Here is a 25,477-nt window from a genome sequence, read left to right as displayed (position 1 = left end):
AATCTGATCCAGATCAGCTTCCGGGGCTGACATCGGTGTAGAACAGACTCAGCGCACTCTCCTGCGCGTTGCTCGTTCAGCCCCGATGGAGGCTCATCTCATGCTCACTGTCAAAGACCACAATGACCGTGCGGCGCCGGCCTATGCCGCGCACCAAGGTGAATACTGGATCGAGTCGCTCAAGGATGGCCGCCACGTCTTGATCCGCGCACTGGCCGCCAAGGATCGCGAACGCGAGTACGCGTTTATCAAGCGCTTGTCGCCCGAGTCCCGACACCTGCGTTTTCTCGCGCAGATGAGTGAGCCGGGCACCGCGTTGCTCGATCAGTTGATGGACGTCGATTACAAACAACGCGCGGCCTTCATCGCACTGGTTCACGAAAATGGCGAATTGATCGAGATCGGCATCAGCCGCTACGCCGCCACGGGCGAACAGGACTGCGAATGCGCTGTGACGGTCGCCGATGAATGGATGCACCTGGGCCTGGCCACGTTGCTGATGGAGCACCTGATCAAAGCCGCCCGGCTCAACGGTTTCAAACATCTGTATTCGGTGGATTCGGCCAGCAACACGGCCATGCGCGACCTCGCCCGATCACTGGGCTTTGAAACCCACAGCGATCCTGATGATCCCCATCAGGTCATTCATCGCCTGAGTCTGTAGCGCCATTCCTGCGCCCTGCACCAGTAAACAGTACGGGGCGCATTGCCAATCAAGGCGTGATCGCCACCTTCATCACCCCATCGCGCTGATGCGCGAACAGTTCATAGGCGGCTTCGATATCGTCCAGTTTGAAGTGGTGGGTCACCAGCGGCGACAGATCGACACCACCGCTTTGCACCACCGCCATCAACCGGCGCATGCGCTCCTTGCCGCCGGGGCACAGGGTGCTGACGATGCTGTAATCGCCCAGCCCCGCCGCGAAGGCATCGTAGGGAATGCGCAGGTCCGACGCGTAAACCCCAAGGCTCGACAAGCGTCCGCCCGGGCGTAACACCCGCAAGGCAGACTCGAACGTGCCTTGGGTGCCCAAGGCTTCGATGGACACATCCACGCCGCGCCCGTCGGTCAACGCCATGATTTGCTCGACCACGTCGCCATCCTTGAAGTTGACCACATGGGTCGCACCCAACTGCCGCGCGACGCTCATGCGCTCGGCCACCGCGTCGACGCCAATGATCACGCTCGCGCCCTTGAGCCGCGCCCCGGCCACCGCACACAGGCCGATCGGCCCCAGCGCGAACACCGCAACGCTGTCGCCGATACTGACTTCACCACGTTCGGCGCCGGAGAATCCGGTGGACATGATGTCCGGGCACATCAGCACTTGTTCGTCACTCAGCCCGTCGGGGATCGGACACAGGTTGGCCAAGGCATCGGGCACCAAGACGTACTCCGCCTGGCAGCCATCGATGATGTTGCCGAATTTCCAGCCGCCGGTGGCGCGAAAGCCGTGGCGAGTGTCCGGCCCGTCCTGGGAGCCGCAGCCACACAGGCAGGCGTAGCTTTGGCCGCTGGGGGTGATGGCGCCGGCAATCACCCGTTGGCCTTCGAAAAATCCGCGCACCTGTGAGCCGAGTTTCTCGATCACGCCCACCGGTTCGTGACCGACGGTCAAACCTTTGGCCACCGGATACTCGCCACGCAGGATATGCACGTCGGTGCCGCAGATCGTCGTGGTGGTGATACGCACCAGTGCGTCCAGCGGGCCAACCTCGGGGATCGGTTTGTCATCCAGCACGATGCGATTCTTTTCGACGAATATCGCCGCTTTCATCATGGCCATGATCAAGACTCCTGTGCAGGTGTTTGCAGTGAGTTCAGCACCTTTCCAAGGCTGCGCCGAACTGACCGACACAAGGTTGATAACGATCAATCAATGCAGGATTGCGCCCGCCGCTACCGCCCGTCGGGCGCGGGCGTTGCTCGGCTGCGTCATTGACAAAGATCAAGCCGCGCCCGGCGGCACGGAGCAACATGAACTGACGCCGTTGCGTCTGGCCGGCCAATGCCGCTACCCACAGGAGATTCGTCATGTCCGAGCAAGCACGTTTCATGCTGGTAGCTTCACCGCTGATGAAACACAGCCCTGCGTTCGATCGGGCCGCTGCCCTGGCCAAGGCATCGGGTGCGGCGCTGCATATCGTGGCATTCGATTACCTCGAAGGGCTGGCGACCGCCGGATTGGTCAACGAGCAGGCCCTGGAACAGATGCGCCTGGGTTATGTCGAGCGCCACCGCCAATGGCTGGAGGACCAGGCCCGGCCCATGCGCCACCTCGGCGTGACCGTGACCACGGAAGTGGTGTGGGTCGACAATCCGTTGCGTGAAATCCAGATTCACCTCAAGGAGCAGCCGATGGCCCTGCTGATCAAGGATCTGCAGCACGCCTCGTTCATGTCGCGATTGATGTTCACCCCGCTCGATGTTCATTTGCTGCGCGAATGCCGGGTGCCGCTGCACTTTGTCAGCCATGTTCAGCATGCCCGGCCTCGGCGGATCGTCGCGGCGATTGATCCGTTTCATCGCGACGAGCAATACGCTGACTTCAACGACCGCATCCTGCGCGAGGCCGCGAAACTGGCCAGCCTCTGCGATGCCGAACTGGATGTGATCTACGCCTACGACCTGTCATCGATCAGCGCCGACGAGTTCGGTTTTGGCAACGCCTCGACGTTTTTTACCCCGGGCAAGGCGAAAACCCTGTTCGATGCGCAAGGTGATGCATTCCGCGAACTGGCCGAGCGCAACGGCATCGCGCCGGAACGCCAGCACATGATCATGGGCAATCCGGCCAAAGTGCTGTGCAGCTACACCGATGCCTATGACATCGACGTGATCGTCATGGGCCGGATCGGTCATCGCGGCCTCGGTCGGTTGATCGGTAGCACGGTGGAACAGTTGCTGTACAAAATGCCCTGCAGCGTCTGGGTGGTGTCACCGCAAGTACTGGTCGACTGAACGCAGCCGTCCCTCGCCGAGGGACGGCCTCAGATCGAGCGCTGATTGACCCGCGCCATCAATTGCTCGGCACTTTCCTTGCGCTCGGAGTAACGGTCGACCAGATGCGCCTGTTGATCACGCAGCAGCACGGTGAACTTCACCAGTTCTTCCATTACATCCACCACACGATCGTAGAACGGCGACGCTTTCATCCGCCCGGTGTCGTCGAACTCCATGTAGGCCTTCGGCACCGAGGATTGGTTGGGGATGGTGAACATGCGCATCCAGCGGCCCAACACGCGCAACTGGTTGACCACGTTAAACGACTGCGAGCCACCGCAGACTTGCATTACGGCCAGGGTTTTACCCTGAGTCGGGCGCACGGCGCCGAGTTCCAGCGGCACCCAGTCGATCTGCGCCTTGAACACGGCGGACATGGCGCCATGACGTTCGGGTGAGCACCAGACCTGGCCTTCCGACCACAGCACCAGATCGCGCAGTTCCTGCACCTTGGGATGGTCGACCGGAACGTCGTCGGGCAGTGGCAGACCGGATGGGTTGAAGATGCGCGTTTCGGCGCCGAAGTGTTCGAGCAGACGTGCGGCCTCCTCTACCAGCAAACGGCTGAAGGAGCGTTCGCGGGTCGAGCCGTAGAGCAGCAGGATGCGCGGTTTGTGCGCGCCCGCTTGCGACGGTTTGGCGTTATCGAACAGATTGAGATCGAGGTTGGGCAGTTCGGACATAAATCCTCCTTAAAGCGTGCCGACGCGGTCGAGCTCAGCCTTGAGTTGATCGCGGCTGAGCGAGTGGAAAGGCAGATCGAGGAAGGCCTGACAGCGTTGGCCGATGCGCATAAGGGTGGCGTGAAAAGCCGCGTCGACAGTGGCTTCGTCGCCCTTCACTTCGGACGGATCTTCCAGCCCCCAGTGGGATTTCAGCGCCGGGCCGAAATACACCGGGCAAGTCTCGCCAGCGGCTTTGTCGCACACGGTGATGACGATATCTGGCGGGTTGCTTTCAAAAGCGTCGTTGCCTTTGCTGTGCAAACCATCAATGGCGATGCCGGCCTGTTGCAGCGTCGACAGGCTGCGCGGCAAGACCTGACCTTTGGGAAAACTGCCGGCACTCACCGCTTCGAATCCCGCTGGCGCCAGATGATTGAACATGGCTTCAGAGAGGATGCTGCGGCAGCTGTTGGCCGTGCACATGAACAAAACTCGCATGGATTGCTCCTACCGCTTTTGGCGGACATCAAAGGCTCAGGCGCAGTGCCAGGGCCGAAAGAGTGATCAACAGAACCGGAAGGGTCAGCAGAATGCCGACCTTGAAGTAGTAGCCCCAGGTGATGCGCAGACCTTTGCGTTCCAGCACATGCAGCCAGAGCAACGTGGCGAGGCTACCGATGGGGGTGATTTTCGGGCCGAGGTCGCAGCCAATGATGTTGGCGTAGATCATCGCTTCGCGAACGAGCCCTTGGGCGTCGCTGGCCTGGATCGACAGCGCACCGATCAGCACGCTGGGCATGTTGTTCATCACCGATGACAACAGCGCGGACAGCAGGCCAGTGCCGAGGGTGGCGCTCCACAAACCTTGCTCGGCCAAGCGGTCGAGGACGACGGCCAGCAGGTCAGTCAACCCGGCATTCTTCAGGCCATACACCACCAGATACATGCCCAGCGAGAACACCACGATCTGCCACGGTGCATCGCGCAAAACCCGTCGGGTAGCGATCTTGTGGCCCTTGGCAGCGACCGCAAAAAGGATCGCCGCACACACTGCCGCGACGGCACTGACAGGAATCCCCAGCGGTTCCAGTGCGAACAGTCCGACCAGCAGTATCAGCAGTGTCCAGCCGCCGACCACGAAGGTGGCGTGGTCGCGAATCGCTGCTTTGGGTTCCTGAAGCGCCTCAACCGGGTAGCGCTGTGGCACATCGCGCCGGAAGTACACAAACAGCACCAGCAACGTCGCCGCGACACTGACCAGACTCACCGGCACCATCACCGATGCGTATTCGGCAAAGCCCAAGCCGAAGTAGTCGGCGGAGACGATGTTGACCAGATTTGATACCACCAGCGGCAGGCTGGCCGTGTCGGCAATAAACCCGGCGGCCATGACGAATGCCAACGTCGCCGCCGGTGAAAAGCGCAGCGCCAGCAACATCGACATGACAATGGGTGTGAGGATCAGCGCCGCACCGTCGTTGGCGAACACCGCCGCCACCGCCGCGCCGAGCAACACGCAGAACGCGAACAATCGATAACCACTGCCCTTTGCCCATCGTGCAACGTGGAGTGCCGCCCATTCAAAGAAGCCGGCTTCATCCAGCAGCAGGCTGATGATGATCACCGCGATAAACGTGGCGGTGGCGTTCCAGACGATGGCCCACACTGTGGGAATGTCCTGCAGCGAAACGGCACCGACAGCCAGGGCGATCAGGGCACCGAACGTGGCGCTCCAACCGACGCCTAATCCTTTGGGTTGCCAGATGACGAGTACGAGGGTGAAGACGAAAACAGCGAAAGCCAGCAACATGTCAGAACTCTCTAAATCCGGATTCAGCAGCAGGCGGCTTCGCGCACCGGACGCCCGTCCATGTTCTGCAGGCGGGCGGCGTTGTCCTTGAGCCAATCGGCGTTGGCTTTGGACGTCACTTGCAGAATCTCGCGCACCCACGCCGGCAGCTCCGGATTGAGCCGGTAATAGACCCACTGGCCCTGACGGCGATCGAGCAGCAAGCCATTGCTGCGCAGTTGCGCGAGGTGGCGGCTGATTTTCGGTTGGCTGTCGTCGAGCGCACACATCAGCTCGCAGACGCAGAGTTCACCTTGATCGGAAATGAGCAGCATGGCGCGGACACGGGTTTCGTCAGCGAGGCTCTTGAAGACTTCGGTGGGAGTGATCATGGAATGGGCTCTGCACATATGGAAATTCGAATATACGGATATCCATATATTAATCAACCCCAAGAATTTCCTTTTTGCCAAAGCGCTGTAGAAGGCACAGTCTTCAATGCCGCACGCAACGTCATTCGTGCCAGCCCTGCAAACGGGACTACAGGTGCGTGTCCACCGGCGCGACGATCTCTACTTTGATCTTGTCCGGATCCTCACAGTAGAGGGCGTAGTGCTCCGGGCCGCCGGCGTGCGGATAGGCGCTCTCGTAGAGAAGACGAAAACCGGACGTTCGCAGCCAATCCGCCATTTCATCCACTTGCGCCTGTGAACCCGCCTGGAACGCCAGATGATTCAAGCCCACGCCCCGGCGGTTAAAGCCCTGTTGCAGATCGCTTGCCTGAACGAACACCAGGTAGGTGCCGTTGAGAATAAAGCTGCGCCCGGCGGGCCAGTTTTGATGCTGCGTATATCCCAGCATCAAGAGCAACGGCTGCCAAAAGCGCAGCGAGACTTCCAGCGATGAGACGTTGATTTCAACGTGATGAAGCCTGCCGGTTTTGGGTGTACTGCCCAGATCGCTATTGGTCATCGGCGGCATTTCCTTGGGTTGCGCCAAGGGTTTTCAACAGCGTATGACGACTCCACGGGCCGCAGTACTCAGGCACGTGCGCGATCAATCGGTAGCCGCAGCGGGTGTACCAACGGGCGACGTCGTCATCCAGCGTTTCGATCAAGGCATCCACGCACGCCCTTTCAACGGCCAGCGCCTCAAGCTTGTGCAACGCCTGAGTACCCAGCCCGGTTCCGCGCCATTGCGCGTCGATCCACAGGTAATTGACAAACAGGCGCCGGAATTCGGTTCTGCCGGTAGCGCCGCCGATCAGTGTTCCCTCCTCCATCAGCGCACAGGCGATGGCTTCAGCGTGCCCGCCGCGAGCCTCAGACAAGGCTCGGCCATGCCGTAAGACGCCGTCACTGATGGCCTTCAAGGTGTCCGCATTGATGTCGCGAACGCTAAGCCATTCCCTCATTGCTGCTCTCCATTGCCAAAGGCTTTGAAGCTATTCAAGCAAAAGCGGCGCCAACAGCAGCACAGCCAAAAGGATTAACGGATGCCGGCCTGCGATCTGCCCAGCAACAACCCCTGCTCCGCTTCACATAACCCCACCACATAATCCCAGACCACCCGCAGCCGCACCGACTTGTGCAACTCGCGCCGCGTACTGATCCAGTAACTACGCTCGATGCTTTCATCCGGCAGCAACGGCACCAGATCGGGATCCGACTCGGCCATGTAGCAAGGCAACACCGCAATGCCCAATCCCGACCGCGCCGCCTCCTGCTGCGCGATGACGCTGGTGCTGTGAAACACAACCCGAGGGCTGCGGCAGAAACTGTTGAGAAACATCAATTCCTGGCTGAACAGCAAATCGTCGACATAACCGATCCACGCATGCCGCCCAAGGTCCTCGCGGCTGTGCAGGGGCGGGGCTTTATCGAGATAGCGCTGGCTGGCGTACAGCGCCAAGCGATAGTCCGTGAGCTTGCGCGTGACCAGCATGTCCGCCGCCGGGCGCTCCAGGTGAATGCTGATTTCCGCCTCACGGTTGAGGATGCTGACAAAGCGCGGCACCGCGACCAGTTCCACTTCCAATCCCGGATAGCGCTCGAACAAGCCGATCATCCGGCTGGCGAGAAACTTGATGCCTAGCCCTTCGGTGACGCCAACACGAATCTTGCCCAACGGCGCAGTGGATTGGGTGATTTCCTCCTGCGCCAGCAACGCAACGTTTTCCATCGCTTCAGCATGTTTAAGCAGCGCCTCCCCCGCCGGGGTCATTTCGTAGCCTTGGGCGTGCTGGACGAACAGCGCGGTGCCGAGGCTTTTTTCGATGGCTTCGATATGGCGGGCGACGGTGGCGTGGGTGGTGTTGAGGCGGCGGGCGGCGGTGAGCAGGCGGCCGCTGCGTTGCAGCTCGAGAAAAAACCGCAGGTCGTTCCAGTCGAACATGGCGTGTCCTTGTCGGCTATGGTCAATGCACGCTGTTTGAAAACGCACAGCGGCTGCGCAAAAACTAACATTCTTTTAACGAAAGCTAACAACTAGAGTGTCCGACAATAAAAACAAAAAGCGAGGTCAGGGAATGCAGACTTCCCTCGATGAATACGACTACATCGTGGTCGGCGCCGGCCCTGCCGGGTGTTTGCTGGCCAATCGGCTGTCGGCAGATCCGCAGCAGCGTGTGCTGCTGCTTGAAGCCGGCGGGCGCGACAACTATGCGTGGATTCACATTCCTGTCGGTTACCTGTTCTGCATCGGTAACCCGCGCACCGACTGGTGCTTCAAGACCGAAGAACAACCGGGCCTCAACGGCCGCGCGCTGAGCTATCCGCGCGGTAAAGTGCTGGGCGGTTGTTCGTCCATCAACGGCATGATCTACATGCGCGGCCAGGCCAACGACTACGATGGCTGGGCGGCCGAGGGCAACCCGGGTTGGGCCTGGAACGACGTGCTGCCGCTGTTCAAACAGAGCGAAAACCACTTTGCCGGCGCGGCTGAATTTCACGGTGCCAAGGGTGAATGGCGGGTCGAGCAGCAGCGTCTGTCGTGGCCGATTCTGGATGCCTTTCGCAGTGCCGCCGAGCAAAGCGGTATCGCCAGCATCGATGACTTCAATCAGGGCGACAACGAGGGTTGCGGCTACTTTCAGGTCAATCAGAAATCCGGCGTGCGCTGGAACGCGGCGAAGGCCTTTCTCAAGCCTGTGCGTGATCGGACGAATCTGACGGTGCTGACCGGGGTTGAGGTTGACCGGGTGTTGCTGGAGGACGGTCGCGCAACAAAAGTCAGTGCGCGTCATGAAGGTCAGACCAAGCAATTCAAGGCGCGGAAGGAGATCGTCCTGTGCGCCGGTGCCGTTGGCTCGCCGAGCATTCTGCAACGCTCCGGGATTGGTCCTCGGCCGTTGCTCGAACGCTTGGGCATCGGCGTGATTCATGAGCTGCCGGGCGTCGGCGGCAATCTGCAGGATCACCTGCAACTGCGCCTGATCTACAAACTGGAAAACGCCCGAACCCTCAACCAGATCGCTGGCAGCGTGTGGGGCAAGATGGGCATGGGCCTGCGTTATCTGTATGACCGTAGCGGGCCGCTGTCGATGGCGCCGAGTCAGTTGGGCGCGTTCGCGCGGTCGGGGCCGGAGCAGACTTCGGCGAATCTGGAATATCACGTGCAGCCTCTGTCGCTCGAGCGTTTTGGCGAGCCGCTGCACAGCTTTCCCGCCTTCACCGCCTCAGTTTGCGATTTGCGTCCGCAGAGTCGGGGACGCATCGACATTCGTTCGGCAGATCCACAGGAAGCGCCGCTGATTCAACCCAACTACCTCAGTCATCCTGAAGATCTGCGCGTGGCAGCGGATGCGATTCGTCTGACCCGACGCATCGTCAGCGCCCCTGCCCTGCAAGCGTTCAAACCGGTGGAATACCTGCCCGGCGCCAGCCTGCAAAGTGAAGAAGAATTGCAGCAAGCAGCAGCGAAAATCGGCACGACGATTTTCCATCCGGTCGGTACCTGTCGCATGGGCAATGACGGCGATGCGGTGGTCGATGCGCAACTGCGCGTCCACGGCGTGCCCGGTTTGCGCATTGCCGATGCGTCGATCATGCCGCGCATCACCTCGGGCAACACCTGTTCGCCTACGCTGATGATTGCCGAGAAAGCGGCACAACTCATCCTCAATTCCAAAGCTGTAAACACCGTACCTGTAGGAGTGAGCCTGCTCGCGATGACGGAATAACATTCGACATCTGTGTTGGCTGATACACCGCCATCGCGAGCAGGCTCACTCCTACAGGGGATATGCGTTTGATTCATGGACATCGAGCACCAGTGGAACAACAAAAACAATCACTGTGAGGGATACCGATATGTCAGAACACGTTCAGCCGCTGGACGCCGTGCGCAGCGCGGAGACCAGCCCGGATACACGCAAAGTCATCTTCGCTTCATCACTCGGTACGGTGTTCGAGTGGTATGACTTCTTCCTCTATGGCGCCCTCGCGGCGGTGATCAGCAAGCAGTTTTTCGCCGGGGTCAACGACACCACGGCGTTCATCTTTGCGCTGATGGCCTTCGCCGCCGGCTTTATCGTGCGGCCATTCGGGGCGCTGGTGTTCGGTCGGTTGGGGGACATGATCGGGCGCAAATACACCTTTCTGGCGACGATCATTCTGATGGGCGTGGCGACCTTCTGCGTCGGCCTGCTGCCGACCTACGCCAGCATTGGCATCGCCGCACCGATCATTCTGGTGGTGCTGCGCATGCTTCAGGGCCTGGCCCTCGGCGGTGAATACGGCGGTGCTGCGACTTATGTGGCAGAACACGCGCCAATCGGCAAACGCGGTTTCCACACCAGCTGGATTCAGTCCACCGCCACTCTCGGCCTGTTGCTGTCGCTGCTGGTGGTGCTCGGTTGCCGCTACTTCACCGGCGATCAGTTTGAGGTGTGGGGCTGGCGTATTCCGTTCCTGCTGTCGATCGTGCTGCTGGGCATTTCCACCTGGATCCGCCTGAGCCTGCATGAGTCCCCGGCGTACCTGAAAATGAAAGAGGAAGGCAAAACCTCGAAAGCGCCGATCCGCGAATCCTTCGGCAAATGGGAAAACCTCAAAGTCGTGTTGATCGCCCTGTTCAGCATCAACGCCGGGCAAGCGGTGACCTTTTACGCCGCGCAGTTTTACGTGCTGTTCTTCCTGACCCAGTTCCTGAAAATGGATCCGGCGGTGGCCAACACCTTGCTGATCATCAGCGTGGTCATCGGAGCACCGTTCTTTATCTTCTTCGGCTGGCTGTCGGACAAGGTCGGCCGTAAACCAGTGCTGATGCTCGGCTTGCTGCTGGCCACGGCGCTGTACTTCCCGATCTTCAAATCCCTCGCGCACTACGCCAACCCGGCGATTGATCAGGCCAGCCGTCAGGCACCGATCACCGTACTGGCGGATCCGGCGACCTGCACCTTTCAGTTCGACCCGGTGGGCAAAGCCAAATTCGACAGCCCGTGCGACAAGGTCAAAACCTTCCTGGTCAAACAGGGCCTGCCCTACTCCAGCGCCGCCGCCCCGGCCGGCAGCGCCGTGCAAGTGAGCGTCGGCGACGTCAAACTCGATGGCTTCGACGAGGCCGCACTGCGCGGCGCGATCACCCTGGCCGGCTACCCGCAACAGGCCGATTTGCAGCAGATCAACAAGCCAATGATCGTTGCCCTGATCGTGGCGCTGATCATCATCTCGGCGATGTGCTACGGCCCGCTCGCGGCGCTGATGGTCGAACTGTTCCCGACGCGCATTCGCTATACCTCAATGTCGCTGCCGTACCACATCGGCAACGGCTGGTTTGGCGGGTTTCTGCCGACGGTGTCGTTTGCGCTGGTGGTGTACACCGGGGACATCTTTTATGGGCTGTGGTATCCAGTGCTGATTACCGGGGTGAGCCTGGTGGTGGGGATGATCTGTTTGCGTGAGACGAAGAATATAGATCTCGACAAGAACTGAAACTCAACCTGACAACTCAATAGGCGAGGGCTTTGACCCTCGCCGTTTTTTTTGCTCAGGCATCAGCCTTGATCACTTCGAACTTCACCTGATCCGGATAAAACGCCACGTAGTCCTTGATCGGACCAACCGAGATTTTCGGTTTCTCATAAGTCCACACCGCATTCGCCCCTTCATGCCCCGGCACTTGCAGACTGAAGTAATTGGCGTCGCCCTTGTACGGGCAATAACTGGTGTGATCGGTGCGGGCGAAATACTTTTCGTCGATGTCTTCGCGGGGGACGTAATAGACCGGCGGGTAGTTGGCTTCGTTGAGGATCAGTACGTGGGACGAGGCCGCGACCTGGATGCCGTGGAATTTCACTATCAGGCAGCCGGGAAGTTGTTCGAGGGCAATGACGGGACTAGGGCCGGAGCTTTTCATGGGGTTCTCCTGGATACGGCGAAGAGACCGGTTCAGGTATAGCTCATTGGTTCTGGTTGGGGTGGGTTTGCAGCCGAACGGCCCGGCTCTTTAACCCCAAAAGCCCCTCACCCCAGCCCTCTCCCCGAGGGAGAGGGAGCCTACGGGGGTGTCTTTCGTTCTACATCGACCTGATATTGCAGTGTCGATTATGGATTCGGCATCGCGCTATCAGGTCGATGTATTTCTGTAGCATCCCCCAATCAGTCCCCTCTCCCACTGGGAGAGGGTTAGGGTGAGGGCCGCTTTCAGGCATCACGCAACAATATCAGTCGCCACCGCTTGCCCCACCACACCCACAGCAAAGTCCACCGAACCCTGCCCCGTCAGATCAACCATCAGGCTGGTCTGATTGGTCTGCGCGAAGTAAGTCAGGATCGCATCGCCGGCATGCCCGGTGAAACCGCTGACAAAATTCAGCGACGCCGCGCCCGTGGCGAAACCGGCGATCCCCGACAGGTCGATCTTGTCCAGGCCGCTGGTGAAATCCATGATCCAGTCCGGCGCAGTCATAGTTGAATCGCTGGCAGCACCGAACACGAAAGTATCCGCACCTTCACCACCCCACAAGGTGTCGCCACCGCCACCACCGTAAATGATGTCATTACCGGCACCGCCGACCAGCTCGTTGGCAACGGCGTTGCCGATCAGCAGGTCATTGCCTGAGCCACTGATGGCATTTTCCACGGTCACGCCGTGAGCGATGGAGACGTTGCCCACCAAGCCACCAACATCGGAGAACGAACCTTCATTGAGGTTGATCTTCTGGTTCTGATTGAAGCCGGAGAAGTCCAGCGTATCGTTGCCGCCGCCGTCCCACACCGAAAACACCACTTTGGAAGATGTCGAAGTGGCACTGTAAAAATCGCGCTCGGCATTGGAATTGAAACCGTACGTGGTGTCATCGGCGCGGGTCGCGTAGTTGGCGCCGTAGAGTTTTTGCACCGCAACGATATCGTCCAGCAACGGCGCCGAGGCGTATGCGCCGCTGCCGTCCTTGCTGAAATTCTGATCGGTATTGGCTTCGTTCCAATAGCTCATCAGGCTGTAGCCACGGGTGTCTTCAGCGTACTTGGCATCGTTGTAAGTCGGGTTGCCGTTGCCGGCGTTGTACGCGCCCGGGTGCGACAGGCCGAGGGTGTGGCCGATTTCGTGGGTCAGGGTCTGACGCCCGTAGTTGTTGGTGTCCGGGGTTTTGTTGACCTGATACTGATCGTTGATCAAATACCACGACTGGCCGTCATAGCTGCCGCCGCTCGGCAGGTAAGCGAACGCAGCGCCACCGGTGCTGACATCATAGTTACCGAAGGTCATGTGGCCATCACCGCCCTTGCCTTCAGTGAAGGTGACGTTGGCGACGTCGGCCCAGGATTGCATGGCCAGCACGGCCTGAGCTTTTTGCTGGGCGCTGAACTCGCTGAAGTTGCCCAGTTTGACGTTGTAGTTCGCCGGTTTCTCGGTCAGGAAGCTGTAACTGAGGTCGATCTTGCCGTCAGCGTTCTTGTCGCCCCACGACAGGCCTTTGCGCAGGATTTCGTCAGCGGCCTGGTCAGCGGTAAATGAGGGTTTGCCATTGACCTGCCCGACACCACGGTCATACAGGTGGCTGAACGTATCGATTTCGTCGAAGGCGCTGGTGGTTTTGGATTTGGCTTGAGCCATGGTGGACTTCCTTGTTTTTGAGTAGTCAGTGTCGACAGACCACGGCGATCTTCTGGCGAGATCGTCCTGTCACTCGCGTGTTTGAATCGCTGAAAAACCTGACACAGGTGTAAACCGCAGGCTAATCAATTTCTCGATAGCCCGGGCTGCGTCCCTGTATTACCCGTCACCTGCTGCAATGCTTTTTATCTGTATATCCATACAGATAAAAGTTGCCGCTGACGCCAAGTCCGGCCATTCTGTGCACCTGTGCGGACCTTGATCGACGTGGGTGGTTATGCGGTTGTACCTCTGTGAAAAACCTTCTCAGGCCAAAGACATTGCGGCCGTGCTCGGCGCCAGGCGTCGGGGTGACGGCTGCTGGCTGGGAACAGACGTCACGGTGACATGGTGCATCGGCCACTTGCTCGAAACCGCCCCGCCGGACGCCTACGACCCCCGCTACAAGCGCTGGGTCCTGGCCGATCTGCCGATCATCCCGGACAAGTGGAAAATGACCGTCAAACCGCGCACCGCCAGCCAGTACAAAGCGGTCAAACGCCTGCTCGGTGAAGCCAGCGAGCTGATCATCGCCACCGACGCCGACCGTGAGGGCGAGATGATCGCCCGGGAACTGGTCGAGCACTGTCGCTATCGCGGGCCGATCCGGCGTTTGTGGCTGTCGGCGCTGGACGAAGCTTCGATCCGCAAAGCCCAGGCGGCATTGAAGCCGGGGGCCGAAACCTTCAGCCTGTATCACTCGGCGCTGGGCCGCTCGCGGGCGGACTGGCTGATCGGCATGAACATGAGCCGGCTATTCACGCTGCTGGGTCGGCAATCGGGTTATCAGGGCGTGTTGCCGGTGGGCCGGGTGCAGACGCCGACCTTGCGCCTGGTGGTGGATCGTGACCGCAGCATCGCCGATTTCGTGCCAGTGCCGTTCTGGGCGATTGATGTCGATCTGCTGCACAACGGCATACCGTTTACTGCGCAGTGGCGTGCGCCGTCGGATACCTGTGACGATCAGGATCGCTGCCTGAATCAGGCGTTGGCCCAGCAAGCGGCGGCTGCGATCAGCAGCGCTGCCAGTGCCCGGGTGGTCAAGCTGAAAACCGAGCGCCTGCGCGAGGTGGCGCCCCTGCCCTTCGATCTCGGCACTTTGCAGGAAGTCTGCTCGAAGAAACTCGGCCTCGGCGCGCAGGAAACCCTCGACATTGCCCAGGCGCTCTACGAAACCTACAAGGTCATCACTTACCCGCGCAGTGATTGCGGTTACCTGCCCTTGAGCCAACACAGCGAGGCACCGGGGATTCTCGCCGCGCTGCGTCAGGCCGATCCGGGCCTTGAGGCGCTCAACGGGTTTCTGGAGCCGCAACGCAAATCCCGCGCGTGGAACGACGCCAAGGTCAGCGCGCACCACGGCATCATTCCCACCGCTGCAGCGAAGAATCTAGAGCGCCTGACCGGCAAACACCGCGCGGTCTACACACTGATACGTGCGCGCTATCTGGCGCAGTTCCTGCCCAATCACGAATACGATCGCACCCAGGCCGATTTCGATTGCGCTGGTGAAGCGTTGCGTGCGGTCGGCAAGCAGATCATCGAACCGGGCTGGAAACGCGCACTGCCCGAGGCGCTGGCAGCGGCCAAGGGCCGCGAGGCACCGGTACCGCAAACCTTGCCGGCACTTACGCAAGGCGTTGAGTGCGCGGTGGCTGACGTCAAGTTCAAGGATCTGTGGACGCAACCGCCCAAACCCTACACCGAAGGCGATCTGATCAAGGCGATGAAAAACGTCGCCAAACTGGTGGAAGATCCGCTGCTCAAACAGAAGCTCAAGGACACCACCGGGATCGGCACAGAAGCGACCCGCGCCTCGATCATTCAGGGCTTGCTTGACCGTGGCTATCTGGTGAAAAACGGCAAGGCCCTCGCCGCTACCCCGGCGGCGTTCAGCCTGATCGACGCGGTGCCCCGCGCAATTGCCGACCCCGGCACCACGGCCATCTGGGAGCAGGCGCTGGACATGGTGCAAAGTGGCGAAATGAGTCTGGAAGAGTTCGTCACCAAACAGGCAGCGTGGATGAGCAAACAGGTGACGCGCTGTTCCAGTCTCAGCCTGACCATCAGCGGCCCGCCACCAGCCGGTAAAGCGGCGGCCCCGTGGAAGAAAAAACGCAAATCGACCCGCAGCAAAACCACGGGTACGACAAAACGCACAGCGAAACCGTCAGGCAAATAAAACCCGCTAGTGTTTCTGCAAGGCTCAGCACTTTCAGGAACCCTGCGCATGGCCAATATCGAACTGCACCCCGCTCAGCGCGATGAGCTGGATATCATCGAAAACCTCATGCAGTTCTACATGTACGACTTCAGCGAATGGCTGCCGCTGAAGCTCGCCAAGCATGGCTTTTTCTCGATCCAGCCGAAAATCGGCTATTGGCGTCACCCGACCACCCAACCGTTCCTGATTCGCGTCAATGGCGAACTCGCCGGTTTCGTGACCGTCGATAACGAAATCCACATCGCCGGGGCCGAACACAACATCGGCTACTTCTTCATCGCCCGACGCTTTCGTGGCCAAGGCGTCGCGCAGTTTGTCGTCTCTGCCCTCTTGAGCCGCATCCCCGGTCAATGGCAGATTTTCCATATCGACGCCAACCTGCCGGCACAGCGCTTCTGGGCCAGGCTGATTCCTTTATTGAGCGACGGCCACTTCACCCTGCAGCAGCGTGAAGTGGACGGCTATCCGTGCACCTTCTACGTGCTGCGAACGCCTTTTTCCGTTGCCTGAACGGATTCTTTCTCATTCCAAAACAGCTTTGTCCGACAATATGTAGTGAGCAAAAATAATCACTACAAAACCGTTGACGGCGTCGTTTTGCTTTTGCATGATGAAGACGTTCCCCGATCGGGAACATCGGTAACACGCTTGAGCAAACTCGTCTGACCGCCGAGTTGTTTTTTCCGGATACACGCTGCCCACAAGGCAGATTGAAGAAGCTGACCTGGCCTGAACGTCCAGTACAAGGACGAGAAGCGCTGGCGAAAATTCTCAAGACGCTTGTGGTCGACACGGTAAATGTCGTCAAGGAGCCTCCCGGTTTTCGCTGCTTCTCCTCGTTGTGACGCTATTGCGTAGCAGTTATTCAACACGACTACATGCAACAGATGCACGACCCCGTACTTCACACGGGCGAGCGCTGACGTCCTGGTTTCGGTGCCAGGGATCAACTAACCGATGGGCTACCTGTATTAGCGAATCAACTTTGAAAGATCACCAGACTGGTCAAGGGGCAATATCATGAATCTGAACAATCAACCTACTATCGAAGAACTGGCTCGTATGTTCGCTGCGCAGAAAGACAGCCATGACAGCCATATTCTCTGGATCAGCAAGTCGGGTCAGGTGCATATCGACTGCCTGGCGACCCATGCTGACGAAGACGAGTTCGACCGCAATCATCAGAACCTGCTGGCCCGCTTGAAGATGTACCGCCGCGGCCACGGTTATGTTGGCAAGAAAGCCGCGGCCGACAAGGACTTCATCGGGAATGTTCTGCAAACGCTGAAACAGGCGTGGGATTCGATGCAGAATAAGAATGAAGTTCGGGTGATTGATCGGTTCTGCTGAGCTAGTAATTAAATAATTGAAAGGCCTGCTTCCTTAAAGGAAGCAGGCCTTTTTTTGTTCGCTTGCATTGATTTGGCGTGACTGGAATTGTAGCCCCTCACCCCAGCCCTCTCCCGAGGGAGAGGGAGCCGATCGAGTGATCTCAAGTCATCCGTCAACCCGGAACACCGAGTTGATTATGGATTCAGCAAAACACTTTCAGGTCGGCGTATTACTCCAACATCTCTCGGTCAGTCCCCTCTCCCCTTGGGAGAGGGTTAGGGTGAGGGCATCCCCCAGCCCAACACCATTTCAGCAAACGCCACCGCCGCCGCACTGTGATAATTATTGCGCCGCCGCAACAACGCCGCTCCACGCTGCGGCGCCTCGCTCTCCACGCGCAACCGGCGCAATGCCCGATCCTCCGTCGCAATCGCCTGCGGCAGCATCGTCGCCAGCGGTGAGTGCCGCACCACTTCCAGCAACGTACTCACCGAATTCACCTCAATCCGCACCTGCGGCGTAATTGCGTGCTGACGGAAATATTCATCCACCGATAACCGCGTGATGAAATCCGGCGCCAACAAGGCGAAATCCAGTGAAGCAATATCATCCGGCGTCAGTAACGAGTGGCTGTCATACAGCGGATGCTCACGCCCGACCATGATCCCCAACGTTTCGGTAAACGCCGGAATGCATTCGATATCAGCATTGCGCACCGGCGTAAACGCAATCGCAATATCCAGCGAATCATCCGCTAACCCCGCCTCGATGTCGTCCATCGACAGCTCGAAAATCTGCAAATGAATTCCCGGATAGCGCGCGGCAAAGTCGCGCACCAACGGCCCGACCAGGTACGCCATGAACGTCGGTGTCATCGCCAGACGCAACGTCCCGCGAGACAAATCCTTCACGTCATGCAACGCGCGCTTGCCCGCCTCCAGCTCCACCAGCACCCGTCGCGCGCATTCGATGTAGGCCTCGCCAGCATCGGTGGGTTTGACCGTCCGCGAGGTGCGATCAAACAGATTGACCCCCAGTGTCTCTTCCAGTTGGCGAATCTGCTGCGACAGGGTCGGCTGTGAAACATGCAATGCCTCGGCGGCACGGGTAAAGCCGCCGTGATCGGCAACGGCCAGCAGGTAACGCAAATGTCGCAGCAGCATGGGAACACCATCTATAGGCAGGACTTATGCCAAGCATTGTATATCGGTCTTGGACGCTATGGATGAATCGGCAGAAGATCAATCCCACACAGCAAGCCAACCCCTGAAAGGAGTGACACCATGCAACAGTCCCACGCCTACAACGACACCAGCCTGGCCCTGACCACCCGCATTCTCGACGCCAAGGCACGCAAAGATCTGTCGTGGCAGGATCTCGCCGACGACACCGGCCTGAGCCTGGCGTACGTCACCGCTGCCCTGCTCGGTCAGCACCCGCTGCCGGAAAACGCCGCCCAAGTGGTCGGTGACAAGCTGGAACTGAGCGCTGAAGACGTCGCGGCGATGCAGATCATCCCGCTGCGTGGCAGCCTCAGCGGCGTGCCGACCGACCCGACCATCTACCGCTTCCACGAGATGATCCAGATCTACGGCACCACCCTCAAGGCCCTGGTTCACGAACAGTTCGGCGACGGCATCATCAGCGCGATCAACTTCAAGCTCGACATCAAGAAAGTTGAAGACCCGGAAGGCGGCTCCCGCGCTGTGGTCACCCTCGACGGCAAGTTCCTGCCCCTGCGTCCGTTCTGATCCGCACCGGCCCGCACCCTGCGTGCGGGCCAACCCACCCCAAATGGTTACCCGTCACCACTGCGTCTGGAGGCTGCCCCATGCAAAAAATTCTACTGATCCTGGCCCTGCTCGGCGGCTTTTCCGTCCAGGCATTTGCCGCTGACGAGGCCGTTGCCTACCGCTACGGCATGCAGCTGGATATCGCCCAAGTGCTGAGCATTACCCCGGTTGCCGATGTGTGTGGCGTGGTGCCGGTGGAGATGACGTATCTGGACAGCCACGGTGGCAAACACGTTCTTCAATACAGCGAATTCGGCAGCGGTTGCTCGAACTAAGAGGACAACACCATGAAAAACCTGATTGATGGCTTCCTGAAATTCCAGAACGAAGCGTTTCCGCAACGCACCGAACTGTTCAAACACCTGGCGACCACGCAACAGCCCGGCACGTTGTTCATCACCTGTTCCGACAGCCGTGTAGTGCCAGAATTATTGACTCAACAAGAACCCGGCGAGCTGTTCGTGATCCGTAATGCCGGCAATATCGTGCCGTCCTACAGCCCGCATCCGGGCGGGGTTTCGGCGACGGTGGAATATGCGGTGGCGGTGCTCGGCGTGACCGACATTGTGATCTGCGGCCATTCGGACTGCGGCGCGATGACCGCGATTGCCCAGTGCAAATGCATGGATCACCTGCCCGCCGTCAGTGGCTGGCTGCAGCATGCCGAGTCGGCAAAAGTGGTGAATGAAGCGCGGCCGCATGCCAATGACGCGGCGAAATTGAGTTCGATGGTGCGCGAAAACGTGATCGCGCAACTGGCGAACATTCAGACCCACCCGAGCGTACGTCTGGCTCAGGAGAAAGGCCTGCTGAATCTGCATGGCTGGGTGTATGACATCGAGACCGGCTCGATCGATGCGCTGTCCGCCGACCGCCGCACGTTTGTGCCGCTGGCTGAACAGCCGGCGACTTGCGCGATCCACGCACAAACCACCCACGCCGCCTGAGCATCTGTTCGTGCCCACGCTCTGCGTGGGAATGCCTCAGGGGACGCTCTGCGTCCAGTGACGCGGAGCGTCACGGGCTGCGTTCCCACGCTGGAGCGTGGGAACGATCATTGTCCGCCAGATCAGCGTTTTACCGTGAGGTCTACTTGGGTCATGCGGCTACGAACAGTGAACACGCCATCCCCCGAAAGAATCGCACTGCGCGCAAACAAGCGCCCACTCTCCCAGTTCGAAAGCCCCAACTCTGGTTTGTTGAGCGCGTACTGCCCATCGACCCAACGAGTAATGCCGTTGCCCACGAACGGCGCGTTGACCGCGTTGTAAAAGCGCTCCTGAACCTGCGCATCCTCGCTGATCAACGACACGGTAAATTGCGGACTGTAGCGGTTGAACAGCGCAATCGCATGATCCAGATCGTCAACGATCATCAGGCTGACTTCCGGGGTTTCTTCCCACTCCCACTCGCGGCCCAACTCGGACTCTGCCAAGGGTTCGGCCAGTGCTTCGGTCTGATAGCCCTCGGCGCGATAGACCTCGACCGTCGCGTTCTGCCACTCGCTCGGCAAGCAACTTTCGCTGCCTTCGACGATGTGCAGTTTGCAACCCTGACCACGCGCGGTGCCGGCCTGTTGCAATGCCTCAAGAAACAACGGCACCAGTTCCGCCGCGCGATCACGCTGGATCAGGCAGACGTTCAACGTATTGCAGACTTTGCGATCCAGCGAGTTGCGCACCACGGCGGCGAAACGTTGGGCATCCGCATCACGATCAGCGATCAACCACGCACCTCCCGTGCCGTGCAGGCTGACGGCGGTGCCGGCCTGCTGGGCAATGCTGCCCAGTTGACTGACCGCACGACCCGAACCACGCGCGACGGCCAGCGACAAACGCCGGTCAGCGAACATCGCCCAACCGGCGGCATGATTGACACTTTCCACCAACGACACCGCACCAGCCGGCAGACCGGCATCGGACAGTGCCGGGTTCAACGCATGAGTGACGATGGCCTGCGCGGTGCCCAACGCATCGCTGCCAATGCGCAAAACGGCGGTGTTGCCAGTGCGCAAGACACCGGCTGCGTCGGCGAACACGTTCGGCCGGCCTTCAAAGACAAACGCGACGATGCCCAACGGCGAAACCACTTGCTCGACCTTCCAGCCATCATGCTCAACGCTGCTGATGACTTTGCCGCGCGTGGCTGCGGCATCCCGCCAGGCGCGCAGACCGGCGATCATGTCGCCACGCATGCGCTCATCGGCGAGCAATCGGGTGGTGGAACGACCGCGCGCCTTGGCCCGTTCGATGTCCGCGCGGTTGGCGGTTTCGATGTGTGCCCAGCACGCAGGGGTTTCCAGACGTTGCGCAAACAGGTCGAAAAACTGGCTGATGGCCTCATCGGACACCGCCGACAACGCAGTGAATGCCGCTGCCGCACGCTCGATCGCCACGGACGCCGCTTGCTGATCCGCCACGGGAATCAACAGCAACTCGCCACTGACCTGCTCCACCAGCAGATGGTCTCCGGGCTGAAAGCGCGCGGCCAGTTCGGGGCTGACCACGGTGACGCGGTTACCAGCGAAAGGGATCGGCGTGCCAGCGACTAGACGTTCGAGCGCGAGAGACATGAAGCGGATTCACCATGCAGGGAGCGGCCGGAAAATGTAGCGGATTACTCGATGAAATACACCTCTTCAAACACTTAAGAAACCTGTGGGAGCTGGCTTGCCAGCGATAGCGGTGGTTCAGTCAATTTATAGTGACTGACAGACCCTCATCGCTGGCAAGCCAGCTCCCACAGGGTTTTGTGGTGTCTGTGTGATCAGGTCAGAAGACTGACCAGCCAATCCGCGCGCTAAGCATCTCCAGCGCCGCCATGCCCGCCAACGAATTCCCCGCCGCATTCAATTCTGGCGACCACACGCACACCGTGAACTGCCCCGGCACCACCGCGACAATCCCGCCGCCGACACCGCTCTTGCCCGGCAAGCCAACGCGATAAGCGAAGTTGCCCGCTTCGTCATACAAGCCGCTGGTAGCCATGATCGAGTTGACCTGTTGGGTTTGCCGACGCGTGAGAATCTGTTCGCCGCTGTGTTTGCAGAAACCGTCGTTGGCCAGAAAGCAGAAAGCCCGGGCCAGATCAATGCAGTTCATGCGCAACGCGCAGTGGCTGAAATAGCTGCGCAACACCGCTTCGACGTCGTTGTGGAAGTTGCCGAACGACTGCATCAGATACGCCATCGCTGCATTGCGCGCACGGTGTTGATATTCGGAGTCGGCGACTTTGCCGTCGATCATGATCTGCGGATTGCCTGACAGTCGGCGGACGAAATCGCGCATCGACAGGGTTGGTGCAGCAAAGCGCGACTGGTTGATGTCGCAGATCACCAGCGCGCCGGCATTGATGAACGGGTTGCGTGGCCGACCGCGCTCGAATTCCAGCTGCACCAGCGAGTTGAACGGTTGCCCGGACGGCTCGTGACCGAGGCGTTCCCAGATCGCTTCGCCGGAATGATCGATCGCCTGCACCAGGCTGAACACCTTGGAAATGCTCTGCACCGAGAACGGCGTCTCGGCGTCACCGGCGCAATACATCTCGCCGTCGTTGCCGTACACGGCGATGCCCAGCTGATTGGCCGGCACGGTGCCGAGGGCAGGAATGTAGTCAGCCACCTTGCCCTGCCCGATCAACGGGCGGACAGCGTCAAGAATCTCGTTCAACAGCGCTTGCATGCCGGGTTCCGAAGTCTCGCCCCATGGGATTGCGGGGACACTGGGGCTAGACGCTGCGCCCGCCCGTCGAATCACACCGGCCGCCATCGCACTGAATGTTCTAGGCTCAACCGCACATTCAAAAACGGGAGAGCAACCATGCAACTCGAAGGCTCCTGCCATTGTGGCGAGGTCACGTTCAGTCTCACCAGCGCCCATCCCTACCCTTATCAACGCTGCTATTGCTCGATCTGTCGCAAGACTCAGGGCGGCGGCGGTTATGCGATCAACCTTGGCGGCGACGCGACCAGCCTCAAGGTGCGCGGGCGCAAACACATCAGCATTTACCACGCGAAGATGAAAGACGAAGGCGACCAGCGCGCCCATCGCAGCAGCGCCGAACGACATTTCTGTTCACTGTGCGGCAGCGGCTTGTGGCTGTTCAGCCCGGAATGGCCGGAACTGATCCACCCGTTTGCCTCGGCCATCGACACGCCGTTGCCGGTGCCGCCGGAACATACGCATCTGATGCTCGGTTCGAAAGCAACCTGGGTGGAAGCCGAGGTGAAACCCAAGGACCAGCAATTTGACGAATATCCCGAAGAATCGATTGCCCAGTGGCATGAGCGCCTCGGCTTGACCCGCTGAACAGTGCCCCTATAGGAGTGAGTCTGCTCGCGATAGCGGTGGATAGGCACACCCATGCTGACTGACCCGACGCTTTCGCGAGCAGGCTCGCTCCCACAGGAGAACGCATTCCATTTGTGGGAGCGAGCCTGCTCGCGAAGGGGGCGGCACAGGGCAGCGCATTTAATCCAGATGCGCCCAGGTCATCCGGAACGACGCCCCACCCCAAGGCGAATCGCCCACCTCAACCTGCCCGCCATGGGACTGCGAGACCCGTCGCACCAACGCCAGGCCCAAACCAAACCCGCCGGTGCGGCGATCGCGACTGGCATCCAGCCGCGAAAACGGTTCAAAGATTTTCTCGCGCCCGTCCACCGGCACCCCCGGCCCATCGTCGTTAACCCGCACCTGGTAATAATCGCCCGTGCGTTCCAGCGTCACTTCCACCCGCTGTTCGGCATAACGAATCGCGTTGCGCAGCAGATTGATCACCGCCCGCGCCATGAATCGCGGTTCGATGCGCACTGTGTCGATCCGGCAATCCGCGATCAGCAACTGCACCCCCGCCGCTTCGGCCTCCAGCGCCACGCTGCCAACCACGCTATCAAGCCAATTGGCAGCCTGGATGTTTTCGCGCTTGATCACCGTCGCGCCGCGCTCAAGGCTGGCGTAGGTCAGCAGCTCGGACACCATCTCCTCCAGTTCACCAAGGTCGGCGTACATGTCGGCAATCAGCTCGCGGTTCTGGCTGGCGTCCGGCTGTTGCTTAAGCTGGTCGAGTTCAAACGACAGCCGCGCAATCGGCGTGCGCAGTTCGTGAGACACGGCATTGGTCAGCTCACGCTGATTGGCGATCAGCCCTTCGATGCGCGCCGCCATCAGATTGAAGTGTTCGGCCAGATCGCGAATGTTCGAGCGTTTCGACAATTGAATGCGCACCGACAGGTCGTTATCGCCGAAACGCTCGGCGGCCAGGCGCAGTTTTTCCAGATCGCGCCAGTGCGGGCGCACCCAGAAAAACAGGACGATGCCGATCAACACGGCAATCATCAGGTAGGCACTGGCGATGTAGAACGGCATCAGGCTCGGCTCGGCCGGCAAGCGAATGCTGAGCAACTGCGGCCCCTCGTCAATCGCAGAAATGTACTGGTTGTACTTGTCGCGGATCACCAGCAGCCCTTTGGCCAGCTCGGCTTTTTCCTCGTTGCTCAGGGCCAGTTCAGAGGCGTCGACCAGCGTCAGCCCCAAACCGTAATGCGGGCGGATCGTTTCCAGCTGTTGCTCCCGGGCCGGTCTGTCGAGGTCGCGCAGCTGCTGGCCCAACGTCCAGGCCTGGCCGCGCACGGCCTCACGGTTGTAGTCCTGCATCTGATAATCGAGCAAGGCATCAAAAGTACGCTCGACCGTTTGCAGCGCCAGCACCAGACCTATCGTCATGACCAGAAACAGCCCGAGAAATAACCGCAGCATCTACAGCTCCCACGCGAACGGATTGAACAGATACCCCTTGCCCCACACGGTTTTGATGCACATCGGCTCGCGGGGATTGTCTTTGAGCTTGTTGCGCAATTTGCTGATGTACACGTCGACGCTGCGATTGAGCCCGTCGAAGGCAATCCCGCGCATGCGATTGAGAATGTCATCCCGCGACAGCACCTTGCCCGCCGCGCTGGCCAGCAACCACAGCAGCTCGAATTCCATGGTGGTCATTTCAATGACCTCGCCCGCCAGCCGCACTTCACGGCAACTGCGGTCGACGCTCAACTGGCCGAACTCCAGAAAACTGACGACATTGCTATCCGGCACCTGCCGCCGCTGCAGCGCTCGCAGCCGGGCCAGCAATACCGGTGGCTTGATCGGTTTGATCACGTAGTCATCGGCGCCGGACTCCAGACCGAGGATATGGTCGAGGTCATCTTCCTTGGCCGTCAGAATCACGATCGGCGTGTCCGACACACTGCGAATCTCCCGGCACACGTGCAAACCGCTCTGCCCCGGCAACATCAGGTCGAGCACCACGACTTTCGGTTTGAACTCGAGAAAGGCAGCCACGGCCAGATCACCGCGATGCACCGTGCGCACCTCGTAGCCGTGTTGTTCGAGAAAGTGGGCGATCAGCGCGGCGAGGCGCTCATCGTCTTCCACCAGCAGGAGTTTGCCAAAACCCAGGTTTTCCATAACGACCGTCTGCCGCCCATGTGTGAAGTGGTCGGCATTATGGCGGCAATCGCAGGCGGAGGTCCGTTATCGGTAATGTTTCATACTCTTAAGAGTTTTTAACATTCAA

The 25,477-nt window shown here is 59.8% G+C and carries 27 protein-coding genes; 11 read left to right on the top strand and 16 right to left on the bottom strand.

What is annotated here, in order from left to right:
* Nucleotides 1-100 precede the first annotated feature (100 nt).
* Nucleotides 101-664: a GNAT family N-acetyltransferase gene (locus tag ACOYXH_RS08450; RefSeq protein ID WP_095047435.1), complete on the top strand. Its 564-nt coding sequence runs from the start codon at nucleotides 101-103 to the stop codon at nucleotides 662-664.
* A gap of 49 nt (nucleotides 665-713) precedes the next feature.
* Here the strand turns inward: ACOYXH_RS08450 and ACOYXH_RS08445 are convergent, their stop codons facing one another.
* Together ACOYXH_RS08445 and ACOYXH_RS08440 are read right to left on the bottom strand one after the other, a co-directional pair.
* Nucleotides 714-1,787: an NAD(P)-dependent alcohol dehydrogenase gene (locus ACOYXH_RS08445; protein WP_134173893.1), complete on the bottom strand. Its 1,074-nt coding sequence runs from the start codon at nucleotides 1,785-1,787 to the stop codon at nucleotides 714-716.
* A 34-nt stretch (nucleotides 1,788-1,821) separates the two neighbouring features.
* Complete coding sequence (locus ACOYXH_RS08440; protein WP_320414239.1) at nucleotides 1,822-2,037, bottom strand: hypothetical protein; 216 nt, start codon at nucleotides 2,035-2,037, stop codon at nucleotides 1,822-1,824.
* Between ACOYXH_RS08440 and ACOYXH_RS08435 the strand changes: the two genes are divergently transcribed.
* Entirely contained in the window at nucleotides 2,036-2,962 is a 927-nt protein-coding gene (locus tag ACOYXH_RS08435; protein WP_320414238.1) for a universal stress protein, read from the top strand. The genes ACOYXH_RS08440 and ACOYXH_RS08435 overlap by 2 nt on opposite strands.
* A gap of 29 nt (nucleotides 2,963-2,991) precedes the next feature.
* On the opposite strand, the gene arsH is transcribed toward ACOYXH_RS08435, so the two are convergent.
* The 7 genes from arsH to ACOYXH_RS08400 all read right to left on the bottom strand — a co-directional run bounded on the left by arsH (nucleotide 2,992) and on the right by ACOYXH_RS08400 (nucleotide 7,852).
* Nucleotides 2,992-3,687, bottom strand: coding sequence for an arsenical resistance protein ArsH (arsH, locus tag ACOYXH_RS08430; RefSeq protein WP_220558588.1), 696 nt, complete (start codon nucleotides 3,685-3,687; stop codon nucleotides 2,992-2,994).
* 9 nt (nucleotides 3,688-3,696) lie between these two features.
* Nucleotides 3,697-4,167, bottom strand: a complete 471-nt coding sequence (locus ACOYXH_RS08425) for an arsenate reductase ArsC (RefSeq protein WP_095047440.1) — start codon at nucleotides 4,165-4,167, stop codon at nucleotides 3,697-3,699.
* Between the two features lie 28 nt (nucleotides 4,168-4,195).
* Nucleotides 4,196-5,479 carry an arsenic transporter gene (locus ACOYXH_RS08420; RefSeq protein WP_095047441.1) on the bottom strand — a complete coding sequence of 428 codons (1,284 nt, stop codon included), beginning with the start codon at nucleotides 5,477-5,479 and terminating at the stop codon, nucleotides 4,196-4,198.
* A 23-nt stretch (nucleotides 5,480-5,502) separates the two neighbouring features.
* Nucleotides 5,503-5,850, bottom strand: a complete 348-nt coding sequence (locus ACOYXH_RS08415) for a metalloregulator ArsR/SmtB family transcription factor (RefSeq protein ID WP_095047442.1) — start codon at nucleotides 5,848-5,850, stop codon at nucleotides 5,503-5,505.
* A gap of 148 nt (nucleotides 5,851-5,998) precedes the next feature.
* Entirely contained in the window at nucleotides 5,999-6,430 is a 432-nt protein-coding gene (locus ACOYXH_RS08410) for a VOC family protein (RefSeq protein WP_095047443.1), read from the bottom strand.
* Complete coding sequence (locus ACOYXH_RS08405; RefSeq protein ID WP_095047444.1) at nucleotides 6,420-6,872, bottom strand: GNAT family N-acetyltransferase; 453 nt, start codon at nucleotides 6,870-6,872, stop codon at nucleotides 6,420-6,422. Before ACOYXH_RS08405 ends, ACOYXH_RS08410 begins: the two co-directional genes overlap by 11 nt.
* Nucleotides 6,873-6,946: 74 nt before the next feature.
* A complete protein-coding gene (locus tag ACOYXH_RS08400) occupies nucleotides 6,947-7,852 on the bottom strand; it encodes a LysR family transcriptional regulator (protein ID WP_095047445.1) in 906 nt (301 codons plus the stop codon).
* 133 nt (nucleotides 7,853-7,985) lie between these two features.
* Between ACOYXH_RS08400 and ACOYXH_RS08395 the strand changes: the two genes are divergently transcribed.
* Complete coding sequence (locus ACOYXH_RS08395; protein WP_460410504.1) at nucleotides 7,986-9,638, top strand: GMC family oxidoreductase; 1,653 nt, start codon at nucleotides 7,986-7,988, stop codon at nucleotides 9,636-9,638.
* Nucleotides 9,639-9,768: 130 nt separating this feature from the next.
* Nucleotides 9,769-11,391, top strand: coding sequence for an MFS transporter (locus ACOYXH_RS08390; protein WP_095047447.1), 1,623 nt, complete (start codon nucleotides 9,769-9,771; stop codon nucleotides 11,389-11,391).
* Nucleotides 11,392-11,446: 55 nt separating this feature from the next.
* Here ACOYXH_RS08390 and ACOYXH_RS08385 read toward each other — a convergent pair whose 3' ends face one another.
* The gene (locus tag ACOYXH_RS08385; protein WP_093437143.1) at nucleotides 11,447-11,815 is read right to left on the bottom strand and encodes a DUF427 domain-containing protein; all 369 of its coding nucleotides are present in this window, start codon (nucleotides 11,813-11,815) and stop codon (nucleotides 11,447-11,449) included.
* A gap of 294 nt (nucleotides 11,816-12,109) precedes the next feature.
* Entirely contained in the window at nucleotides 12,110-13,516 is a 1,407-nt protein-coding gene (locus ACOYXH_RS08380) for a serralysin family metalloprotease (protein WP_460410503.1), read from the bottom strand.
* Nucleotides 13,517-13,793: 277 nt separating this feature from the next.
* Between ACOYXH_RS08380 and ACOYXH_RS08375 the strand changes: the two genes are divergently transcribed.
* From ACOYXH_RS08375 to ACOYXH_RS08365, 3 genes are all read left to right on the top strand, one after another.
* On the top strand, nucleotides 13,794-15,737 hold the full coding sequence (locus ACOYXH_RS08375) for a DNA topoisomerase III (RefSeq protein WP_460410502.1): 1,944 nt from the start codon (nucleotides 13,794-13,796) through the stop codon (nucleotides 15,735-15,737).
* A gap of 48 nt (nucleotides 15,738-15,785) precedes the next feature.
* The gene (locus ACOYXH_RS08370; protein WP_460410501.1) at nucleotides 15,786-16,289 is read left to right on the top strand and encodes a GNAT family N-acetyltransferase; all 504 of its coding nucleotides are present in this window, start codon (nucleotides 15,786-15,788) and stop codon (nucleotides 16,287-16,289) included.
* 510 nt (nucleotides 16,290-16,799) lie between these two features.
* On the top strand, nucleotides 16,800-17,129 hold the full coding sequence (locus ACOYXH_RS08365) for a hypothetical protein (RefSeq protein WP_093437124.1): 330 nt from the start codon (nucleotides 16,800-16,802) through the stop codon (nucleotides 17,127-17,129).
* Nucleotides 17,130-17,386: 257 nt separating this feature from the next.
* On the opposite strand, the gene cynR is transcribed toward ACOYXH_RS08365, so the two are convergent.
* Nucleotides 17,387-18,274: a transcriptional regulator CynR gene (gene cynR / locus ACOYXH_RS08360; RefSeq protein WP_460410500.1), complete on the bottom strand. Its 888-nt coding sequence runs from the start codon at nucleotides 18,272-18,274 to the stop codon at nucleotides 17,387-17,389.
* 120 nt (nucleotides 18,275-18,394) lie between these two features.
* Here cynR and cynS point away from each other — a divergent pair, with 120 nt between their 5' ends.
* The 3 genes from cynS (at nucleotide 18,395) to ACOYXH_RS08345 (ending at nucleotide 19,851) form a co-directional block, all read left to right on the top strand.
* Nucleotides 18,395-18,862, top strand: coding sequence for a cyanase (gene cynS / locus ACOYXH_RS08355; protein WP_093437115.1), 468 nt, complete (start codon nucleotides 18,395-18,397; stop codon nucleotides 18,860-18,862).
* 80 nt (nucleotides 18,863-18,942) lie between these two features.
* Nucleotides 18,943-19,179 carry a DUF2790 domain-containing protein gene (locus tag ACOYXH_RS08350; protein ID WP_258709622.1) on the top strand — a complete coding sequence of 79 codons (237 nt, stop codon included), beginning with the start codon at nucleotides 18,943-18,945 and terminating at the stop codon, nucleotides 19,177-19,179.
* Between the two features lie 12 nt (nucleotides 19,180-19,191).
* Nucleotides 19,192-19,851, top strand: coding sequence for a carbonic anhydrase (locus ACOYXH_RS08345; protein WP_077573391.1), 660 nt, complete (start codon nucleotides 19,192-19,194; stop codon nucleotides 19,849-19,851).
* 122 nt (nucleotides 19,852-19,973) lie between these two features.
* Here ACOYXH_RS08345 and ACOYXH_RS08340 read toward each other — a convergent pair whose 3' ends face one another.
* Both ACOYXH_RS08340 and glsB read right to left on the bottom strand, forming a co-directional pair.
* Nucleotides 19,974-21,476, bottom strand: coding sequence for an aldehyde dehydrogenase family protein (locus ACOYXH_RS08340; protein WP_258709621.1), 1,503 nt, complete (start codon nucleotides 21,474-21,476; stop codon nucleotides 19,974-19,976).
* A 199-nt stretch (nucleotides 21,477-21,675) separates the two neighbouring features.
* Entirely contained in the window at nucleotides 21,676-22,584 is a 909-nt protein-coding gene (glsB, locus tag ACOYXH_RS08335) for a glutaminase B (RefSeq protein ID WP_007911001.1), read from the bottom strand.
* A 138-nt stretch (nucleotides 22,585-22,722) separates the two neighbouring features.
* Between glsB and ACOYXH_RS08330 the strand changes: the two genes are divergently transcribed.
* Entirely contained in the window at nucleotides 22,723-23,211 is a 489-nt protein-coding gene (locus ACOYXH_RS08330; protein ID WP_460410499.1) for a GFA family protein, read from the top strand.
* A gap of 162 nt (nucleotides 23,212-23,373) precedes the next feature.
* Here the strand turns inward: ACOYXH_RS08330 and ACOYXH_RS08325 are convergent, their stop codons facing one another.
* Together ACOYXH_RS08325 and ACOYXH_RS08320 are read right to left on the bottom strand one after the other, a co-directional pair.
* Nucleotides 23,374-24,660 (bottom strand): ATP-binding protein, encoded by a 1,287-nt coding sequence (locus tag ACOYXH_RS08325; RefSeq protein WP_095047455.1) that lies wholly within the window; start codon nucleotides 24,658-24,660, stop codon nucleotides 23,374-23,376.
* The gene (locus ACOYXH_RS08320; protein ID WP_095125763.1) at nucleotides 24,661-25,368 is read right to left on the bottom strand and encodes a winged helix-turn-helix domain-containing protein; all 708 of its coding nucleotides are present in this window, start codon (nucleotides 25,366-25,368) and stop codon (nucleotides 24,661-24,663) included. It abuts the gene before it with no gap.
* Nucleotides 25,369-25,477 lie beyond the last annotated feature (109 nt).

It is taken from the genome of Pseudomonas sp. Mb7 (genome assembly GCF_054790525.1).
This window is presented reverse-complemented; position numbering and strand designations above follow the sequence as displayed.

What these genes read in the sequence shown, in the direction of transcription:
- cynR (WP_460410500.1), bottom strand. Translation starts at nt 18,274, where the DNA reads ATGCTGCTGCGACATTTGCGTTACCTGCTGGCCGTTGCCGATCACGGC.
- ACOYXH_RS08365 (WP_093437124.1), top strand. Translation starts at nt 16,800, where the DNA reads ATGAATCTGAACAATCAACCTACTATCGAAGAACTGGCTCGTATGTTC.
- ACOYXH_RS08420 (WP_095047441.1), bottom strand. Translation starts at nt 5,479, where the DNA reads ATGTTGCTGGCTTTCGCTGTTTTCGTCTTCACCCTCGTACTCGTCATC.
- ACOYXH_RS08340 (WP_258709621.1), bottom strand. Translation starts at nt 21,476, where the DNA reads ATGTCTCTCGCGCTCGAACGTCTAGTCGCTGGCACGCCGATCCCTTTC.
- ACOYXH_RS08345 (WP_077573391.1), top strand. Translation starts at nt 19,192, where the DNA reads ATGAAAAACCTGATTGATGGCTTCCTGAAATTCCAGAACGAAGCGTTT.
- ACOYXH_RS08400 (WP_095047445.1), bottom strand. Translation starts at nt 7,852, where the DNA reads ATGTTCGACTGGAACGACCTGCGGTTTTTTCTCGAGCTGCAACGCAGC.
- ACOYXH_RS08385 (WP_093437143.1), bottom strand. Translation starts at nt 11,815, where the DNA reads ATGAAAAGCTCCGGCCCTAGTCCCGTCATTGCCCTCGAACAACTTCCC.
- ACOYXH_RS08435 (WP_320414238.1), top strand. Translation starts at nt 2,036, where the DNA reads ATGTCCGAGCAAGCACGTTTCATGCTGGTAGCTTCACCGCTGATGAAA.
- ACOYXH_RS08450 (WP_095047435.1), top strand. Translation starts at nt 101, where the DNA reads ATGCTCACTGTCAAAGACCACAATGACCGTGCGGCGCCGGCCTATGCC.
- ACOYXH_RS08320 (WP_095125763.1), bottom strand. Translation starts at nt 25,368, where the DNA reads ATGGAAAACCTGGGTTTTGGCAAACTCCTGCTGGTGGAAGACGATGAG.
- ACOYXH_RS08445 (WP_134173893.1), bottom strand. Translation starts at nt 1,787, where the DNA reads ATGGCCATGATGAAAGCGGCGATATTCGTCGAAAAGAATCGCATCGTG.
- ACOYXH_RS08395 (WP_460410504.1), top strand. Translation starts at nt 7,986, where the DNA reads ATGCAGACTTCCCTCGATGAATACGACTACATCGTGGTCGGCGCCGGC.
- ACOYXH_RS08410 (WP_095047443.1), bottom strand. Translation starts at nt 6,430, where the DNA reads ATGACCAATAGCGATCTGGGCAGTACACCCAAAACCGGCAGGCTTCAT.
- ACOYXH_RS08380 (WP_460410503.1), bottom strand. Translation starts at nt 13,516, where the DNA reads ATGGCTCAAGCCAAATCCAAAACCACCAGCGCCTTCGACGAAATCGAT.
- ACOYXH_RS08415 (WP_095047442.1), bottom strand. Translation starts at nt 5,850, where the DNA reads ATGATCACTCCCACCGAAGTCTTCAAGAGCCTCGCTGACGAAACCCGT.
- ACOYXH_RS08405 (WP_095047444.1), bottom strand. Translation starts at nt 6,872, where the DNA reads ATGAGGGAATGGCTTAGCGTTCGCGACATCAATGCGGACACCTTGAAG.
- ACOYXH_RS08325 (WP_095047455.1), bottom strand. Translation starts at nt 24,660, where the DNA reads ATGCTGCGGTTATTTCTCGGGCTGTTTCTGGTCATGACGATAGGTCTG.
- ACOYXH_RS08440 (WP_320414239.1), bottom strand. Translation starts at nt 2,037, where the DNA reads ATGACGAATCTCCTGTGGGTAGCGGCATTGGCCGGCCAGACGCAACGG.
- ACOYXH_RS08330 (WP_460410499.1), top strand. Translation starts at nt 22,723, where the DNA reads ATGCAACTCGAAGGCTCCTGCCATTGTGGCGAGGTCACGTTCAGTCTC.
- ACOYXH_RS08375 (WP_460410502.1), top strand. Translation starts at nt 13,794, where the DNA reads ATGCGGTTGTACCTCTGTGAAAAACCTTCTCAGGCCAAAGACATTGCG.
- cynS (WP_093437115.1), top strand. Translation starts at nt 18,395, where the DNA reads ATGCAACAGTCCCACGCCTACAACGACACCAGCCTGGCCCTGACCACC.
- ACOYXH_RS08425 (WP_095047440.1), bottom strand. Translation starts at nt 4,167, where the DNA reads ATGCGAGTTTTGTTCATGTGCACGGCCAACAGCTGCCGCAGCATCCTC.
- ACOYXH_RS08350 (WP_258709622.1), top strand. Translation starts at nt 18,943, where the DNA reads ATGCAAAAAATTCTACTGATCCTGGCCCTGCTCGGCGGCTTTTCCGTC.
- ACOYXH_RS08390 (WP_095047447.1), top strand. Translation starts at nt 9,769, where the DNA reads ATGTCAGAACACGTTCAGCCGCTGGACGCCGTGCGCAGCGCGGAGACC.
- ACOYXH_RS08370 (WP_460410501.1), top strand. Translation starts at nt 15,786, where the DNA reads ATGGCCAATATCGAACTGCACCCCGCTCAGCGCGATGAGCTGGATATC.
- arsH (WP_220558588.1), bottom strand. Translation starts at nt 3,687, where the DNA reads ATGTCCGAACTGCCCAACCTCGATCTCAATCTGTTCGATAACGCCAAA.
- glsB (WP_007911001.1), bottom strand. Translation starts at nt 22,584, where the DNA reads ATGCAAGCGCTGTTGAACGAGATTCTTGACGCTGTCCGCCCGTTGATC.